Source organism: Bacillus arachidis (assembly GCF_030285945.1).
Classification (GTDB): Bacteria; Bacillota; Bacilli; order Bacillales; family Bacillaceae_G; genus Bacillus_A; species Bacillus_A arachidis.
This window is the reverse complement of sequence record NZ_CP127376.1, coordinates 2,932,494-2,949,536: the sequence shown is the minus strand read 5'-3', so window position 1 is coordinate 2,949,536 and position 17,043 is coordinate 2,932,494. Positions and strand designations below refer to the sequence as shown.

Sequence of the window (17,043 nt, the reverse complement as noted above, 5' to 3'; positions counted from 1 at the left end):
TATCTTTGTTCTTTTCGAAATAAGTGTAATGCATATAATTTATTTCTCATATTGAATAGTCTTTCATTTATCTAACAACTTTGTAATGTTTCTGAAAATAAAAAAAAGAAGATGAATCATCTTCTAATAAGCAGTGTGAGAAAAAATAATACGAACTGCAGTACCTACCCCTATTTCAGACTCTATTTCAATATCATGTCCTAGTTTTTTAATAATATTTTGAACAAGGTACAGCCCCATTCCTGTTGATTCTTTAAATTTCCGACCATTTTCTCCTGTATAAAACGGCCGAAATACACGCGGTAAATCTGCTTTTGGAATCCCAACACCACGATCCTGTATTTCAAGAGTTAACGTTCGATTATTAGTAAAAGCAGAAATTGTTATATTTTCTTTACTTCCCATTGAATATTTAATTGCATTAGATACTATCTGATTCAGAATAAACCGAAGCCATTTTTTATCTGTTTCCACTATAAAATCTTGTTCCATTTCTACCTTTGGATACACATAACTTCTAATGAAGAAACGTTTATTTTCATGAATCACTTCATCAATAACTTTTCGTAGTGAGACTTTTTCTACACAAAAATCTTGTTCAAATGTTTCTAAACGCGCCATGTATAAGACCATTTCCAGTCCTGTTCGCATTCGATCTACTTCCTCACTAATACTTTCAAAACGTTCATCATCTGCATCCTGTGTAATTAATTCAATTACCGATAAAGGTGTTTTCATTTGATGAATCCATTGATTTAAAAAGGTGAGGTGTTCTTCTTGCTTATGCTCCCAAGTCTTTAGTGTTTGCTCATAATGACTATATTGCTTTTCTAACACCTGTTGTAATGCAATAGATACTGGAGAAGAATCTAATTCTTTCAGTGATTCATTTAACATTTGGGGAGGATGAGATAATGTCTCATAAAATCTACGATGGTTATAATAACGATATATTAAATATCCCATTACAAAGCATGTCCCTAAAAACACACTATACAAGGCAGTTAATAGATTTGTATACCCATCTAACCAATATACTAACAGCGTGACAAATAACTGAATCACAGAAAAACAAATAAAAGGTATTTGGTCCTTTACAAATAATCGCATCACACTGTCTCCTCATCTTCCCAGGTTATCTTTAGACGATATCCTTTACCACGAACAGTTTCTAACGCACCATCAATCCCAATTTCCTGCAACTTTTTACGAACACGTGTAATATTGACACTTAGTGTATTATCATCAACATAAGAGAAATCATTCCACAATTTTTCTAAGATAGCTTCGCGGCTTACAATACTTGGACAGCGCTGCAATAATATTGTTAACAAGGAATTTTCATTTTTTGTAAGAGGTACTATTTTTCCGTTTAACTCCATTTCGGATCTTTCAGGGTAAAGAATTAAACCAGATTGCTGTATTGCTCTTTCTTCTATTTTTGGAGCATAGTCACCGTATACACGTCGAAGTTGACTTCGTATCTTCGCGATTAAAACTTCATAGTGAAATGGTTTTGTAATATAATCATCCGCTCCATAGTCTAATGCCATGACTTGCTCCATGTCCCCACTACGTGCTGATATAAAAATAATTGGACAAGTAGACAGAGTTCGAATTTGACGACACCAATAATATCCATCAAAACTAGGAAGATTAATATCAAGTAAAACCACATGAGGTTGAACAGTCTGAAATACCTCTAGAATATTTTCAAAATCTGTCGCAATTATTCCCTTATAACCATATTTATTAATGTGTGATTGAAGCAACTCTGCAATTTTAGTATCATCTTCTACAATCATAACTTTATACATAATATTATTTTCCTTTACTTGTATATTTTTAATCTGAATAAAAGTAACATATTCTAAAACACTTTTTGATACTTTATATTGATTTCAAATTCTAATTAAATTGTTGATTTATTTGCTTAGTGTCATTACGACACCTTTCCTTTGACTGATATTTATATTTTACGTATATGCTAAATTAATACAACACAATGTCATTTGTGTTGTATTACGGGAAGAAAAATTATTAAAATCGTTTGATAACGCAACACAATTTACTAAAAGTAATCCATTTTGTACGCAACATAATTTAAAACAGGATTAAAATGACTCGAAAACTCTTAACATGGTTTTTTTCAAAAATGCTGGCGATACACCTGGATGAGCCAAAATGTCGCTACGACTTCTTTAACTCAGTTATTTAGCTGTTTGGAAGCGTCAACAGAAGTGCTTATCAGTCCTGAGGGACTGAATCAACGATTTAATCAAGCGGCTTAATTCAAAAAAATGAAATCCGTTAGGGTTTATTTCGTATGCAAATCTTTAAATTTTCTAGAGGTAGCCTTTAGAAAAAAGAAACAAACTCTCCTATAATTGACGTTACATGAGCCTAGCTTGATAGCGATGGCGAGACTCTTAAAAAAGATGTGCCACAAGAGTATTGTATAACAATCTTGTGTGCACATCTTTTTTTAGCATTTGATAGCATAATTCCCTAAAAATGTCCCTTTATAAACAATAAAATTAAAGTTAGGGCATGTATGGAACACTTAAGTAATGATCGTTCTATTCTTATATGAAATTCTCGCAATTATAATCTTACGAAATATAATTTTGAATAATGCGTCCTTTCCTTGATTACAATTATATAAATGTATATAAATTGTAAGTCATATGTCCAATTATTACTGGGATTATTGAGTTAGTTTTCTTATAAAGTAAACCATAAATTATACCCATTAGAGTTGCAAAAATAATGAATGCAAAGTCATAGTTATGAGCTAAACCAAATAATATACTGGATATAATTAACCCAGTAAAAAAAGAATATTTGATTTCTAAAAATCTAAGAATAATTCCACGATATAGAATTTCCTCTAAAACAGGTCCGATTAATACATGTGTTGATATAGCAATTATGTATATGATAAAAGATTGTTCGGATAATGTGTCAATTCCTAAATCTGTTGCTTGTATATTTGCTGAATCATTCGAGATGATATTTGTTGTTTTACCCGATAAAATAACAAATATATTTGCAATCAATATATATACATATGTCCTACCTCGATTTAGTGATTTAATATTAAGCGTAGATAATATTAGATTATAAAAAGATTTGCGCGTGAAAATGTAATAAATAGCAAATGAAAGTATAGAAAGGGGTAATAAGAAATTTTTTGCTATTTCTAAACTATCATTACTATCAAATAATTGTACGGTAAAATGTAATGAGAATACTATTTTTAATAATAGCCCAAAAAGAAATGGTGCAAACATCGATATTAATAGTGTTCCTAAAATAAATTGTTTCAATGAAATCAGATTTTGATTGTGTATATTAGTCATGATGTTAGATCCTTTATATTTTATTTGAAGCTTCATTATAACTTAAAATAAGATATAGTTGAATTTTAAATATTAATATCTTCTTCCAGGTGCACCATGTTTATATCGAGCATCAACTTGCCCTGCTGAACCAGCGTTTTTGTAAAGACATTTTCCAGCTTCAATGCCGTAATCTAAAATGTCTCCCCAATCTTTACCACCATCAGTGTTTAGCATTTCTCCTTTTTCTAGATAAACTTGTCTAAATTTTCAATTATTAAATCTTATCATAATACAATAAGGTCCTAATGTATATCATATACATGCTCGGTTAATATAACGCATCATTAACGGTAAATAATGTATTATTGTGATCTAGTTTTACACATATCTCGGTTGAACCTTATTAACAGATTTTATAAAACTTAAGAGTTTTTGGAAAGTGAATAAAGAACCACGTAAATTCTTTCGTGGTTCTTTATTTTGTATAACAGCTCTTATTGAATATTAACGAATGTTCTTGAAGTATCTGGTATAGTTATTGAAACATCATTCGTAGTGTCTTTTAAAATAATGTTAGTGTAACTTACAGATGCAAGAACTAATCTTTGACCACTAGTACATGAAAAGCTTCCTGCTGAAGGAGGGCCTGCAGCTGGTAATGTTTCTACTATTCTCCCGTTTTTTGGGGAAAAGTCACCTATTGACGTTACCGCAGCTGAAGCGGTTTGTTTATTTGCTGCACGAGGGTTCTGGCCGCCTCTGTTAATACAAGCATAGACTGCCTGTGAGTCAGCTGTTAGTACATAATTAACATCATCATTTCCAAGTCCTCTTTCATCAAAATTAACCACTAATGCTCCATTATTATTAATGGATCCATTTGCTAAAAAGAAAAATGCCATTAAAATCATCTCCTTTTTCAATTGATAACAGGCTATTGAATCTATATTCATTGCCTGTCCACTATATATTTAATGCTAGATTTATATATTTTGTGTGGGTTAATCTTGTTTTGTAGTGTACATTTATTTATTTTAGATGTCATTTTTGAAGATGAATAAATATTCGTGCGAGGTTAATATAACGCACAATTATCGGTAGCAAGGACAAGGGGGAATCCTTGTATTTACTTGATTTTTTGTTTCTACACTTGTTCAATTGATATGCAGAATTTTATACATGGTTGCTATAGCGGGGATTCTAGGAATCTTTGCTATTCTTTTTTTGCATAAAATCTTGTATAAATAAAAAAGATTTTGATGCTTGTATCGAGATGTAATGTGTTCACGAATAATAAAGTTGTTAAAAAATAATAAAGTCATTTCAAAAATAAAATAGATATTTTGAAAAAAAGTATTAATTAGAATTTATACTTTTTATCCTGTATGATGAAAATGGGATATTCCGGTATTTTTATAGTTAAGAAAGAAGTTATTTTCAAAGGGGTAGTTCAGATGTTTAATAGGAGAAACATTCATATTCGAGTTGTTGACAAAGACGGGGAAGTTTATCATGAATTTGATGTATCAAAGGTAGAGTTAGAAGAAATAAAAGAAAACAAACATCAAGTTCGTATGGTTAAAGAAAATGTATACGAGATAGTAGAAAGTGATGAAAACTTAGAGTCACTAGGTGAAGAACTAGAAGAATTAGAAGAAATAATGCTAGAAATAGAGCAAGAACGGGCAGAAGAGAAAGCGAAACAGAAAGAAAAACAGAAATGGAGTACGAAAAAGAAAGTAATCGTATTTGGACTTATCTTTATCGTGTTTATTGTTTTACCTATCATTGAGGGGTTTCAAAATGCGGTACTGGTAGATGAGGGTAAACCGATGGAAGCACAAATCGTAGGTAGGCATGTAGAGAAAGAGAAAATCATCTTTACACACCCAACACTAGAAATATTCGTAGACGGTAAATACGAAGATGTATGGGTAAGAACAGAGACTTATAATGAAGCAGAATTTGGTAGTAAAGTCCGCGTCGTCAAAAAGAAAGATGGTGACATTGTATTAGACCCTCGATATGACTACGAGGATTTAATTGTAAAGTAGCAATCAAGAAGGGGTATGTTTTTAATATTCGCTTCTCAAATTAAACAACATTATTATTTGCAAAAATCGAAACCATTAAAACAAAAAAAATAAATTTAAAATAACTTTAATAACCTCCTATCATATTGTTGATGGGAGGTTATTGCCTTTCTGAAGATAAAATTAAAGAGCTTTATTATCTCGATACATAATGAGTATTTAATTTTAAAATTGATATGTGTTCCTAAGATTGGGCCTGTAATATGAACTATACAAATTACCCATGTAAAGATTATGGGAGTTAAGAATTTGAAACAAGTGATACGTGAATTATTAGGAAAAAGGGTATATCATTGCTATAGCGAATATATTTTTGAGGTGAAACGCTATGAAGACATTTTATAGTCTTAGTGGCGTGGCGGATCAATTAGGTATCCAATCATCTACATTACGTAAGTATGCAGACGTGTTAGAAAAAGAGGATTACACTTTTATAAAAAACGAGCGTGGGCATAGAAAATATAGAGAAAGTGATGTAATGGTATTTCGTAAGGTTATAAACCTAAAGAACGACACAGATATAACACTAGAAAATGCGACAAAGCAAATTGTATCTTGGTATCAAGGTGTTGAAGTGTTGCCATTGGATCGATATGAAGTTGAGCGCTATGAAGAATCGAATTTCAACGCTACAGACGATGATTCAAGATCAAAGAGAAGTCATTGAAAAACAAAATGAGTTGCTCCAGGAATTAACTAAACGATTAACTGAGCAAGACCAGCGATTCATACAAAGGGAATCAGAGTTATTGATCGCTATACAAACGATACAGGAATCCCAGGCACTTATGGCGACAAATACTAGCGAAGACATGACGAAGAAACAGGGTCGTGATGAAATGCTCATGCAAACAATAAGGGAAGTCCAGGAAGTTAAGAAGATGATTGCGGCAAGTAAAGATAGGAAATGGTATGAATTTTGGAAATGATTTTTTGAATTTTGATTAATCACGGGGTGAATTGAAATGGGAAGATATCCACCAATTACAATAATAAAAGAATTAGATAGTAGCGAATAGGGGTCACCATACATGCCTATCAACTTAAGAATTTTATAACACCCCTAAAACAAAAAATTATACATTTTCACCGGGAGATGCTAATTTTATCGTTTTGGGGTATTTGCTTTTCTTAGCTTGATGGTGATGTGGCGAGACCCCTGTTAATATTAATTGTTGACTTTCGAACAAAAGAAAACCGCCTCTTATAGAGAGCAGTTTTACTTATATTCATTCTTATGCAAATTCTGAAGCATATTCTTCGTATATCTTTAATGTATTAAGCAATCGAGCTGATTCAATCATGATTGCGTTCGATGAATCAGTTACACAAATGACAATAAATCGATTATCATTTCTGTCTCCAAACAATCCTTCTGATTCAAGTTCCATTAACACATTTAACGATTCATTCAACAGTGTATTTACTCGCATGTTAAAGTCATCTTCGACGGTTTCATGATATTTCTTAATAATTTTGTCCACTTCATCAAACATTCCGAAATCGTCCCATTCGCTCCACTCAACAGCTCCATATCTATAATAATTGTATAAAGGGTCCGATTTATTAACTTTGATCAGTCTTTCTTTATTAGCCACTGGTCCAATGCTATTGACACAATCGTCTGTTAATATGGAGTACCCATATATTGTGTCAACACCGCACCTAGTTATAAGTTCGTTATAATGACAACGAATTGCATTTTTCAATTCAACATATAAACTTTCTTGAAGATGCATTTTCACCATATTTCCTCCGTTCTTTTTGTAGCGACATGTTGTTACATACTTCAATCTTAACATGAAAATCAACATTAAACGTTAACTGAGCCTAGATAAAAAAACTTCCGCTAACAAGAATTATGTGAACACAAAAGTCCCCCAGTTAAACAATCTGGAGGACTTTTAATAGTCTTCTAAATACATTGAATCCCGATAATAGGACGTTATGTCAAACTCACATGTATACTACATTTATTTCACATTTTATCTATCTTATATAATGATACAATGAAGATAATATTAGGAAATTGTGAGGGTGATTACGTTGATAAAATTTTTAATTAGTTATGCTGCAAGTCTATTTGCTTTTATTTTCGGATGGTTCTTGATTTCATATATTTTTAATCCTAGCTATATTCACCCGACCGTTTTATTTGGATTCATTAAAATGATCGTCATTTATGGTAGTATACCAGCTCTTATAGCTTGTCTAATTGGGGAAGTCTTATACAGGAAAATCAAACGATGTAGAGAATTACAATTTGGAATCCCTGTATTTATAGGATTATCAGCTATCTATACACTTACACTATTTCTTTTTACTTTTACTTTTTCAAGTTTTTTTTATTTCGTCGCGCCTGTTATTATGGGGTCGTTAGCTTTTTATTTAGTACGTAGAAAAATATAATTAACTTCCGTTAACGGGACTTATGTAAAGAACTAGTATCGATCTAGTTTTTTTTGTTTATGGATGTTCTAACTTCTTTATTTATAGTGTTTTGAATGTATACTTTTCTTGTTAATTTTGATGATATCAATGGATTTGACTTGAGGTCAATGATTTCAAATAGGGGGTAATAAAAAAACAGTAGTGCATAAGTGAAGTGACCCCTAAAAGTTAGACACGGTTATTTCATTAGGCAGCTTGATAAAAGTGAGTCCGGTATTGCACCGGGCTCATTTTTAATTTTGCCTTTATCCGTTTCGTATTATAGTAATCTATATATTTTTCTAATTCTATTTTAAAATGCTCTACACTTTCAAACTCTTTTATGTAGAGGAATTCCGACTTCATGATCCCAAAGAAATTCTCCATTACTGCGTTGTCGTAACAGTTTCCTTTTCGAGACATACTCTGCACAATACCTCTTGATTCAAGTGTACGGACATATTGTTTCATTTGATAATGCCACCCTTGATCTGAATGCATCAGTAGCTGGTGATTTTCAGGTAAACGTTCTAATGCTTTCTCTAACATTTCTGAAACAAGTGAATACGTCGGTCTAGAGCCAATTGTATATGTAATAATTTCACTGTTATACAAGTCTAATACAGGTGATAAATAAAGTTTCTCTCCAAACAATTTAAACTCTGTGATGTCTGTTACCCATTTTTGATTCGGGGCATTTGCATTAAAATTGCGCTCTAAAATATTTGGTGCAATTTTACCGAATTTCCCCTTATAAGACTTATATTTTTTCATACGCACAACACACTTTAATCCAAGCTCTTTCATAATGCGCTGAACCTTCTTGTGATTCACTTTCTGACCACGATTCGTTAACTCATCACGAATGCGACGGTAGCCATAAAGCCCTTCATTTTCCTCATAAATCGCTTTAATCTCAGCTTTCAAATCGGTATCTAGATCCGGACGATTCATTTTCTTCACTAAATCATAATACGTGCTTCGTGGAATATCAGCTAGCTCCACGAGTGCCTTCACCGAATATTTATGCCTTAATTCATAGACTACTTGCGCTTTGTCCTGTTTAGTGACTTTTCCTTGTTTTGAACTAAGGCATTCAACTTTTTAAGTACTCATTTTCCATTTCAAGCTGTTTAATACGTGCTTCAAGTGCTTCAGCTGATCCTTCAACTGGTGCTTGTCTTGATTGTTTATTTGACACTTTTTTCATGGATGGACGCCCCTTTTTCTTTGATTGAAGGGCATCAATTCCTTGTGTTTCGAGTTGTTTTTTCCAAACAATAATCGTTGAAGGGGCAGGAATGTTAAAGATAGCTGCCGTTTCAATTAAGGACGTACCGTTTTCAATCATAAAATTTAGTACGTCTAGTTTAAATTGTTGTGTGTAATTTGTATACCGTTTTAGGAAAGCTTCCACACCATTCTGCTTATATTGGTTTACCCAATTCAAAATTACTGTGTCTCTTATGCCGATCGCTTTACCAATTTCTCGATAACTTTCATTTCCGTTCAAATAACGTAGAACGATGTGTATTTTTTCATCAGCCGTAAATTTAGCCATAGAAAAACTGCACCTCCAATTGTTAGATTATGTGTCTAACAATTGGGGTGCAGTTCATAAGATCACTACTGTTTTTTTATTGCTTTTTGCAAGTAAACTACTTGCATTCTTTTCTATATAATTTAATAGAATAAATAGCTCCAACAAAGAATACCAAGGCTTGAGTTAATATAAAGAATTGACGGAAATACATGTCTTTACTAACTAAAGAAGTAAATATGGAATTCATTAGAATTTGAGTAATAAACATACAATAAGTAATTTTTAAATAAATAGTATTTGTTCTTTCATCTGGTTTACCAATTTTTTTGTAGATAATAAAAAGTACAATTACTGAACCCAACATCAAAAGGCTTGTAAAACCTACAAAGATATTGAAATTATCTGTGCTTTCTGACATCCAGTTGTTTAATAAATCAAGCATTATTATCTTCCTTTCCTACATAAGAGAATATTTCGTTTATATCAACCTCAAAATAATTTGCTATTCGATATGCTAACACTAGTGAAGGAGAGTAATTATTCTTTTCCATAACAAATATCGTTTGTTTAGAAACCCCAACAGCATCAGCTAAATCTTTTGTGACATTCTTTTTAATACCCTATATTCATAGACTTTATTTGTTATAGAGTCTCCATGTTTTTCCTTCATAGGTAACACCTTCCTTTCTTAAGACTTATATTAAACCTGTTTTATAAAAAGTAAAGTTTAATTATACAAAAGATAAAAATTTTTATATAAATTAAAAGAAATACTATATATTCATTGAAGGGTATGAGAAATATTTCAATAAAAAACTGAAAATTAAAATGTTTAAATGTATAATCAAGTAAGAAGATATTGAAGAAATAAATAGAGAAGAGGGAATATCGTATGACTAGTTTAAAAAATGTTCTTGAGCTTGATTTTGCATATCTTGAAACCTTTACTAGCCGAATAGAGAAATCATGGGGATCTATATTTTGTAATGAAAGCAACCCATATTATTATGATGCAAATCATGCACATGTAAGTGTAGTAAGTTTAAATCCACAAATGATAGTAGATGAAGTAGTGGATTTCTATAAAACTAAAAATATCGTACCTAGATTTTATATATACAACTTAGATATGCAAGAAAAACTGATTTCTGAATTACAAATAAAGAATTTTGGATTTGAAGAATTAATAAGTCCAGTCCAATTATGGAACAAGAAATTAACTAAAAAGATAAAAATGAAAAAGTTACTATTGAAAAGGTATCTGAGTTAAATTTTGATGAAGCTTTAGATATTGAATGTAGTATAAAAGAGTTAGGGGGCGAAGTTAGAAAAAAAGTTTTTCAAGATGAATTCCAACATCAAGCATTCACTCACTATCTACTTAGATACAATGGAGTAGCATGTGCCATCGCTTGTATTTTTGAACATGAAAAACAAGCCCGAATGGAAAGTGTAGCTACAATTGAAAAGTTTAGAGGTAAAGGGTTAATAGGTGAACTTATTCACTTTATTCAAAGTGAAGTAATGAATAGAGGACTAGATAATCTTTGGGTGATCCCAATTAACGAAAAAGTAGAAAAAGTGTATGAAAAGTATGGATTTGAAACAGTAGAAAAAATTAAAACGGGACATGCGTTTTTAGAAGGAAAAAGTATTAAAGAAATTCACGAGGGATAGAAAAAATCAATTTATTTTGCTGAAAAAAATATTTAGTTAACAAGTGTATTGAAAGTAAACTAATATTCAAAAGTTTGCATTCAAATATTAAGTAAAAAACCTATTCCAGTATTGGAATAGGTTTAACTATTATAGATAAAAATTTGTTGTTAATTCGATTGTAGCCCAGAACTTTGGTGAATAATTTTATTATTTTTCCAATCAAGTTTATAATTATCTATAGTTCCAAAGTTGCCATGCGTATAATTTTTGTGATTTTCTCCTGTCCAACCTTTTATAGGATTATAACCTAAGATATACACATCGTTTTCTCTAGCATGTTTTACAGATAAATCCGTTGTAGTTGCATTTTTATCTGCAATTATAATTGCCATTGTACTTGGCTGAAAACCATATCTTACTAGAGCTGGAAGTTGACTGTCTGATGTGAAATTATCTACCGCATTAATGAATGGATCGGTACGTGAGTTCATAAATAGTTCATTACCATAAAAACCACCCGAATCTCTATTATAAGGTCCATATCCTTTATTATAAAATTGATTAAATTCTACATTCCAATCTACTTTTTTATCTGTGTTATTTGTTACAAACGTTTTATAGTCTAGTTGTTCATATGATATAGTATTAGACCAAGATGCACCGGCTGATGCAGATGATGATGCAGATGATGATGGACCTTCTGGTTTAATCTCTAAACCTCCACCTACATTGTATGAAACTGTAGAAGCTACTGTTTTTGATTCAATTTCATTTTTAGGTGCAACTTTATAAAATTTTGCATTGTCATTACTTGTAATTTCTATAGGGGTACCGCCACATGCCCATCAACTTAAGGTATATTTTTATACAAAATGCGGTCTTTCCATATAGTTTTTTATTATCTTTTATAGATTTTATAAAAGTAGGCATATCAAATAAACCCTGCCGGGTTTCAATTTTTTTACTATGCTACCTGATGAGTAGAAGTGGTATACTCATAAACAACACCCAAAATATCAAAGACTGTCTTTTTCTCGTATCGATGAGATTTTCGTCCGTTATGCTGTAGGAGGTTAAACAGACGAAGGAGAACCTTTGATAGCTCTTGGGTGTTTTTGTGTAATGCTTGATGAAAAAGTAAAAAATAATCCTTAATTATGTACATCGCTTTATATTCACTTAGCTCTTTCTGTTTCTTACGTAACAGGAGCTCTCGCATTTTAAACATAGTAGAAGAACATAATAGAATACTAATGAGTTGCCCATAAAGATGACATTCTAATCGCTCTTGTTTAATAGATTTACAACGATGAATTTGAAACCAAGATTTCCATATTTTAAATAACAGCTCTATTTGCCAACGTAGTGAATATAAATCATAGATTTTCTCTTTTGGTACCCATTCCGTAGGAATGTTTGTCATGTATACCGTAATACCTTGTAAAAGTTTCGTACGCTCTGTATATGTAATTCCTTTTTTCTTTTCGCGAATAGCTCGGTCACGTAGGCGTTTCTGCTTTTGCTCCTCGGTACACCTATAAACTACAATACGTGTAGGCAGTTTGTCTTTACTCCCTACATATACATCATGTAATTCATACACTTGGCCAGGTTGTAATTGTTTCATGATGTCTTCCAAATGAATTTGTATATATACCGGTCTCAATTGAGCGGGTTTTGTTTTAAATACCACTGTTTCAAATTCTTTTCTATATATTTTAGTTGGTAACTTAAGACGGGATAAATAATATCCCTGCTTATCTTGAATAGACTTAAAGTCTTGTAGACGAAAATATCCTAAATCACGAATATACAATTCATTCTTTTGTGCCATGCCTGTTCGAGTCGCACTATATGCCTGATCACTTCGTTTTCCTGGTTCAATTTCCACATCAGAAAATTCTCCACTCAACAAGTCATACTCTAGTTGAATTTTTACACCAGCTTTATGACTACATCCTCCGGCACCAGGATAAGTAGTTGCGAATTGATCTGGAACTTGGAAGGTTGTAGAATCGAGGACTAGAATCCGCTCAAAATAAGCAGAAAGAGAATGAGAAATCTTAGATACTCCTCCAATTTTAGCTTGTAGAAGTGTAGTAAATACAGTTCGAAAGAAGGCTACAGAAGCCGAATTAAATCGTCGATTAAGTCCCTCTGGACTTAATAAAATTCCTGTTGAAGTTTCTAATTGACTACAAAGTTGAGTAAGAGAGGTAGTAGCGATTTGTTGATTTAACCACACGCACAAAGATAAGAAATGGTGCCCGTGGCACTTACGTTTTCGTTTCATCCCGCCAGCTTCTATAGCTAGTTGATTAAGTGTAGCGGGGGACATATATCGATATAACTCTTCAGCAAATAAAGATAATTCTTGTTTTTGGTGCATATTCATAAAAAGCACGTCACCCTTTCTCATTAACATAAGAAAATAGTAACGTGCTTTTAACTTCAAAAATACTCTAAATCTTTAAGTTGATGGATGTGGGTCTGTACCCCAATTAGAGGTTACTGTATCAGAAGTGGAGAATTAACGAATTTTAAGGATAACCCTCGAAAAATCAGGATTATCCTTTTTACTTATATCGGATTCCATTGGACATTTCTTCTAAATCGCCCCAATTCAATATGCGAATAGAGTTTTTATTTCTTTCAATAATTCTTTTTTCGGATAACGAATGAATAACTCGATTTAGATGTCGATATGTCGTGCCAAGTAAATCTGCAACCTCTTTTATATTGGAAGTCTTTAGCTCCATTCCAAAAATGTTATCGGGATCAGGTGATATCGTGGACATAAGATAGCTCGCAAACTTGTTTTCCACAGATGCTAATAAGTTTACACGAGAAGCTGTTGTACAAGTTTGAAGCTTATAGCTTACATGTTTTAAAAGTGTATGTAAAAATTTCGGATTACTCATTTCATATTGTTTTATATAATCAAAATGCAGTCCAATTAATAAGCATTCATTTACTGCTTTAACTTGTGATTGAACGGGAACATTTCGAATTAATTCAATATCACCAATAATGGAAAAAGGTTGGACAAATCTTAGTAAAAGTGATTTTCCAGTTTCAACACTTGATGTTATTTTTACTTTTCCTTCCACCAAAAATAATAATGATTCTAGTTCAATTCCCTCAAGTAAAATAATTTCATCTTGTTCATATTGTTGCAGTGTAAATGGGAGTTGTTTTTCTCGTCCAAATATTTCTTCAATATGATATTCTCTTAATTTTGCTTCAAGTAGCTTCAAGTCATGAATAAATTTCATATAATGCTCCTTTTGGGACATATGTCCTTTTTATTATAAGATAAACTGATATGATAAGAACAATAAAAAATTTTAGGAGTGGCATAGAATGAAATTTGTGTTCGATTTAGATGGGACAATTTGCTTTAAAGGTCAACCTATTTCCGAAAGACTACTAGTATCATTAGAAAAGCTAGTAGCTCAAGGGCACGAAGTTATTTTTGCATCGGCTCGGCCAATACGTGATTTACTTCCCATCTTACATGAACGTTTTCATCAATACCCAATGATTGGTGGAAATGGATCAATGATTGCAATTAAAGGGAAAATCATATCAACGATTAATTTTGATGAAGAAACGCTTGCAAATATTGTTCAATTACTTAGAACTTATAATGCTGCTTATTTAATAGATGGTGATTGGGATTATGCCTATACAGGGCCAGCCACACATCCGATTTTGAATAATCTTGATCCAGAAGGACGTGCTAAAAACGTTAAATTGGATAAATTACAGTCAATCGTAAAAATTTTAGTGCTTACTTCAGACAATATGGCAGCAGTTGAAGAACGGCTTAGCAATATGAATGTTGTAGTTCACTCTCACGGAAACGAAGGAATCTTAGACATAAGTCCAAACGGAATAGATAAGTGGAGTGGATTGCAACAATTGGGTGTGGAAGAAAAAGAATATATAGCATTCGGTAATGATGCGAATGATATTACAATGTTTCAACATGCAATGTATTCAGTTATGATTGGTGAGAGCTTACAACTAGAACCGTTTTCATCTGAACAATTAGTATTAAGTGAGGATACAGAAAACATCATAGTACAAAGACTTAGCGAATTGGGAGATATAAATATAATTACTAAGTTGGTAAACCTATAATTAAGTAATCTTTGCTTCTATGAAATAATTAAAGCCTAATTTCTTGTTATTGTAGCTTGAAATTAGGCTTTTTCATATGTTGTATTTCCTTAGCGTACGAAATTCGCGTTTTGTTGGTGGGACCCCATGCCTATCAACTTAACGGAACAGGTTACTCCAAAAACTAAATGTAGTTTTAAAATAAAGTTTGATTAAAAATATCTACTCTCAACCTTACTCTACAGAATATAAAAAGAATCTATTTTGAACAAAGATGAACTGTACCCTATAGAGTACTTTACTTGTCATGATGAAGGAATAAAAGCTGGATGAGCCGAATAAGTCATAGTGATCATGGTTTTGTTGTATTCTCAATATAAATGATTGGAGTATTTCATTGAGAATATTTTTTCTTGTCTTTTAACTTTGAAAAATTACACTAAACAGTGAGGAGATTGGTTGTATGCAAGTTGTAACCAAAATGTTTTTAGAACAACTAGACATGCATTGTCATGAGAATGATTGGTTTGCATCCATGGATCAAGCGCTTCATGGAGTCAGCGCAGCTGAGGCAGCATGGACAAGTTCGGGAATCAGCAATTCGATTTGGCAGATTGTCAACCACTTGATATTTTGGAATGAAGACGTAATCCATCGAATTAAGGTCACAGAGAATCCGCATAAGGCAGAAGACAATGAAGAAACCTTTGGAAATCCGGGGGATCCAGAAGACGAAATTGGGTGGGCCCAGACAGTGCAGCGCCTCAATGAAGTCATGAATAAATTAAAAACGGTCATTGCGGACCTTGATGATGAAAAGTTAAAAGTTCCGTATGCAGCTAACAGGTACTCTATTGAGCGTTTACTCAGCAATATCATGATGCACGATACATATCATCTCGGCCAAATTGTTCTGTTGCGAAAATTGCAATCCTCTTGGGATGGCGTTGATTGGTCCTAAAGCACCATAATTCAGCGACCTTCCTCGCCTAGCCGTAAAAGCAGTATTGAAGGTGTGAAACCCCTTTACATGGTTCTGGTGCAAAAATAAAACAAAAAAGAATACAGCACATATATTCCTAACGGAATCATATCTTATGCTGCAAGTCCAAACAATTGATGGATGAATTCTTTCTGATTTTGGACAGACTGATTCCGTAAATCAATCTGTTTTTTTTCATCATATGCATGGCTTCTACTCCAGAAAGAATGGATGTAGCTGAGTCAAAGCATTTGAACCCTAACATAGAACGGATTCGCTTCTTTATAAAGCGATGATCTTGTTCTACTATGTTATTCAAGTACTTTTGTTGTCTAAGTTGCATACTATCAGGTATGCTTTTTTCTTTTTTCAACTGTTCAATTGCTATAGGATAAGCTGGATTCTTATCGACTGTTATAACACGTGGATTTGAAACATGAAAAGACCGCAAAGCTTTCTTGAAAAAGCGTTTTGCAGCCTTCTGATCTCTTGTTTTGCTTAGGCAAAAATCGATTGTGCTTCCTTTCGAATCCACACCACGATACAAGTACATCCATTGACCTTTTACTTTGATATATGTTTCATCGACTCTCCAAGAGTCATTTGTTTGTTTGAGGTAATGTCGGATCCGTTTATCCAATTCAGGACCATACTGATGAACCCAACGCATAATGGTTGTATGAGAAATGGATAAACCTCGTTCCTCCATCATTTCCACTAAATCACGAAAACTAAGATTGTACCGTAGGTACCATCTTACCGTTAATAAGATAATATCAGGCTGATAGTGCTTCCATTTGAACAAATTTTTCTTTTCCATACTAATCACACACCTTTTTAGAGTACTAGTATTAGTATGTCCAAGTT

At 32.5% G+C, this 17,043-nt stretch carries 15 protein-coding genes and 4 pseudogenes; 6 read left to right on the top strand and 13 right to left on the bottom strand.

What is annotated here, in order from left to right:
- Nucleotides 1-123: 123 nt before the first annotated feature.
- The 5 genes from QRY57_RS16795 to QRY57_RS16775 all read right to left on the bottom strand — a co-directional run bounded on the left by QRY57_RS16795 (nucleotide 124) and on the right by QRY57_RS16775 (nucleotide 4,297).
- Nucleotides 124-1,110, bottom strand: a complete 987-nt coding sequence (locus tag QRY57_RS16795) for a sensor histidine kinase (RefSeq protein ID WP_286015637.1) — start codon at nucleotides 1,108-1,110, stop codon at nucleotides 124-126.
- A complete protein-coding gene (locus QRY57_RS16790) occupies nucleotides 1,110-1,817 on the bottom strand; it encodes a response regulator transcription factor (protein ID WP_286015636.1) in 708 nt (235 codons plus the stop codon). Before QRY57_RS16790 ends, QRY57_RS16795 begins: the two co-directional genes overlap by 1 nt.
- Before the next feature lie 840 nt (nucleotides 1,818-2,657).
- Entirely contained in the window at nucleotides 2,658-3,362 is a 705-nt protein-coding gene (locus QRY57_RS16785; RefSeq protein WP_286015635.1) for a CPBP family intramembrane glutamic endopeptidase, read from the bottom strand.
- Nucleotides 3,363-3,434: 72 nt separating this feature from the next.
- On the bottom strand, nucleotides 3,435-3,578 hold the full coding sequence (locus tag QRY57_RS16780; protein ID WP_286015634.1) for a hypothetical protein: 144 nt from the start codon (nucleotides 3,576-3,578) through the stop codon (nucleotides 3,435-3,437).
- Between the two features lie 260 nt (nucleotides 3,579-3,838).
- Complete coding sequence (locus QRY57_RS16775) at nucleotides 3,839-4,297, bottom strand: hypothetical protein (RefSeq protein ID WP_286015633.1); 459 nt, start codon at nucleotides 4,295-4,297, stop codon at nucleotides 3,839-3,841.
- A gap of 501 nt (nucleotides 4,298-4,798) precedes the next feature.
- Here QRY57_RS16775 and QRY57_RS16770 point away from each other — a divergent pair.
- On the top strand, nucleotides 4,799-5,398 hold the full coding sequence (locus QRY57_RS16770; protein ID WP_208018481.1) for a hypothetical protein: 600 nt from the start codon (nucleotides 4,799-4,801) through the stop codon (nucleotides 5,396-5,398).
- Nucleotides 5,399-5,765: 367 nt separating this feature from the next.
- A pseudogene (locus QRY57_RS16765) lies at nucleotides 5,766-6,366 on the top strand (DUF3967 domain-containing protein).
- Nucleotides 6,367-6,672: 306 nt separating this feature from the next.
- On the opposite strand, the gene QRY57_RS16760 reads toward QRY57_RS16765, so the two are convergent.
- Nucleotides 6,673-7,182, bottom strand: a complete 510-nt coding sequence (locus tag QRY57_RS16760; RefSeq protein WP_286017891.1) for a DUF4303 domain-containing protein — start codon at nucleotides 7,180-7,182, stop codon at nucleotides 6,673-6,675.
- A gap of 292 nt (nucleotides 7,183-7,474) precedes the next feature.
- Between QRY57_RS16760 and QRY57_RS16755 the strand changes: the two genes are divergently transcribed.
- Nucleotides 7,475-7,846: a hypothetical protein gene (locus QRY57_RS16755; RefSeq protein ID WP_432804051.1), complete on the top strand. Its 372-nt coding sequence runs from the start codon at nucleotides 7,475-7,477 to the stop codon at nucleotides 7,844-7,846.
- Between the two features lie 228 nt (nucleotides 7,847-8,074).
- On the opposite strand, the gene QRY57_RS16750 is transcribed toward QRY57_RS16755, so the two are convergent.
- The 3 genes and pseudogenes from QRY57_RS16750 to QRY57_RS16740 form a co-directional block, all read right to left on the bottom strand.
- Nucleotides 8,075-9,428 (bottom strand): IS3 family transposase gene (locus tag QRY57_RS16750; protein WP_286015632.1). Its coding sequence is split into 2 segments (ribosomal slippage): nucleotides 8,075-8,972 and nucleotides 8,971-9,428, totalling 1,356 coding nucleotides; the frame shifts between segments, so codons are not numbered across the junction.
- 97 nt (nucleotides 9,429-9,525) lie between these two features.
- Nucleotides 9,526-9,852: a 6-aminohexanoate hydrolase gene (locus tag QRY57_RS16745; RefSeq protein ID WP_208019594.1), complete on the bottom strand. Its 327-nt coding sequence runs from the start codon at nucleotides 9,850-9,852 to the stop codon at nucleotides 9,526-9,528.
- Nucleotides 9,845-10,080, bottom strand: a pseudogene (locus QRY57_RS16740) (helix-turn-helix transcriptional regulator). Before QRY57_RS16740 ends, QRY57_RS16745 begins: the two are co-directional and overlap by 8 nt.
- Before the next feature lie 222 nt (nucleotides 10,081-10,302).
- Between QRY57_RS16740 and QRY57_RS16735 the strand changes: the two are divergent.
- A pseudogene (locus QRY57_RS16735) lies at nucleotides 10,303-11,087 on the top strand (GNAT family N-acetyltransferase).
- A gap of 149 nt (nucleotides 11,088-11,236) precedes the next feature.
- Here QRY57_RS16735 and QRY57_RS16730 read toward each other — a convergent pair.
- The 3 genes from QRY57_RS16730 to QRY57_RS16720 form a co-directional block, all read right to left on the bottom strand.
- On the bottom strand, nucleotides 11,237-11,887 hold the full coding sequence (locus QRY57_RS16730) for a leukocidin family pore-forming toxin (RefSeq protein WP_286017889.1): 651 nt from the start codon (nucleotides 11,885-11,887) through the stop codon (nucleotides 11,237-11,239).
- A gap of 146 nt (nucleotides 11,888-12,033) precedes the next feature.
- On the bottom strand, nucleotides 12,034-13,464 hold the full coding sequence (locus tag QRY57_RS16725) for an IS4 family transposase (protein WP_286015631.1): 1,431 nt from the start codon (nucleotides 13,462-13,464) through the stop codon (nucleotides 12,034-12,036).
- A 181-nt stretch (nucleotides 13,465-13,645) separates the two neighbouring features.
- Nucleotides 13,646-14,344 carry a Crp/Fnr family transcriptional regulator gene (locus QRY57_RS16720; RefSeq protein WP_286015630.1) on the bottom strand — a complete coding sequence of 233 codons (699 nt, stop codon included), beginning with the start codon at nucleotides 14,342-14,344 and terminating at the stop codon, nucleotides 13,646-13,648.
- Between the two features lie 88 nt (nucleotides 14,345-14,432).
- Between QRY57_RS16720 and QRY57_RS16715 the strand changes: the two genes are divergently transcribed.
- Both QRY57_RS16715 and QRY57_RS16710 read left to right on the top strand, forming a co-directional pair.
- The gene (locus QRY57_RS16715) at nucleotides 14,433-15,215 is read left to right on the top strand and encodes an HAD-IIB family hydrolase (protein WP_286015629.1); all 783 of its coding nucleotides are present in this window, start codon (nucleotides 14,433-14,435) and stop codon (nucleotides 15,213-15,215) included.
- Nucleotides 15,216-15,657: 442 nt separating this feature from the next.
- Entirely contained in the window at nucleotides 15,658-16,155 is a 498-nt protein-coding gene (locus QRY57_RS16710; protein ID WP_286015628.1) for a DinB family protein, read from the top strand.
- A gap of 134 nt (nucleotides 16,156-16,289) precedes the next feature.
- Here QRY57_RS16710 and QRY57_RS16705 read toward each other — a convergent pair.
- Nucleotides 16,290-16,996 (bottom strand): annotated as a pseudogene (locus QRY57_RS16705) (IS6 family transposase).
- Nucleotides 16,997-17,043 lie beyond the last annotated feature (47 nt).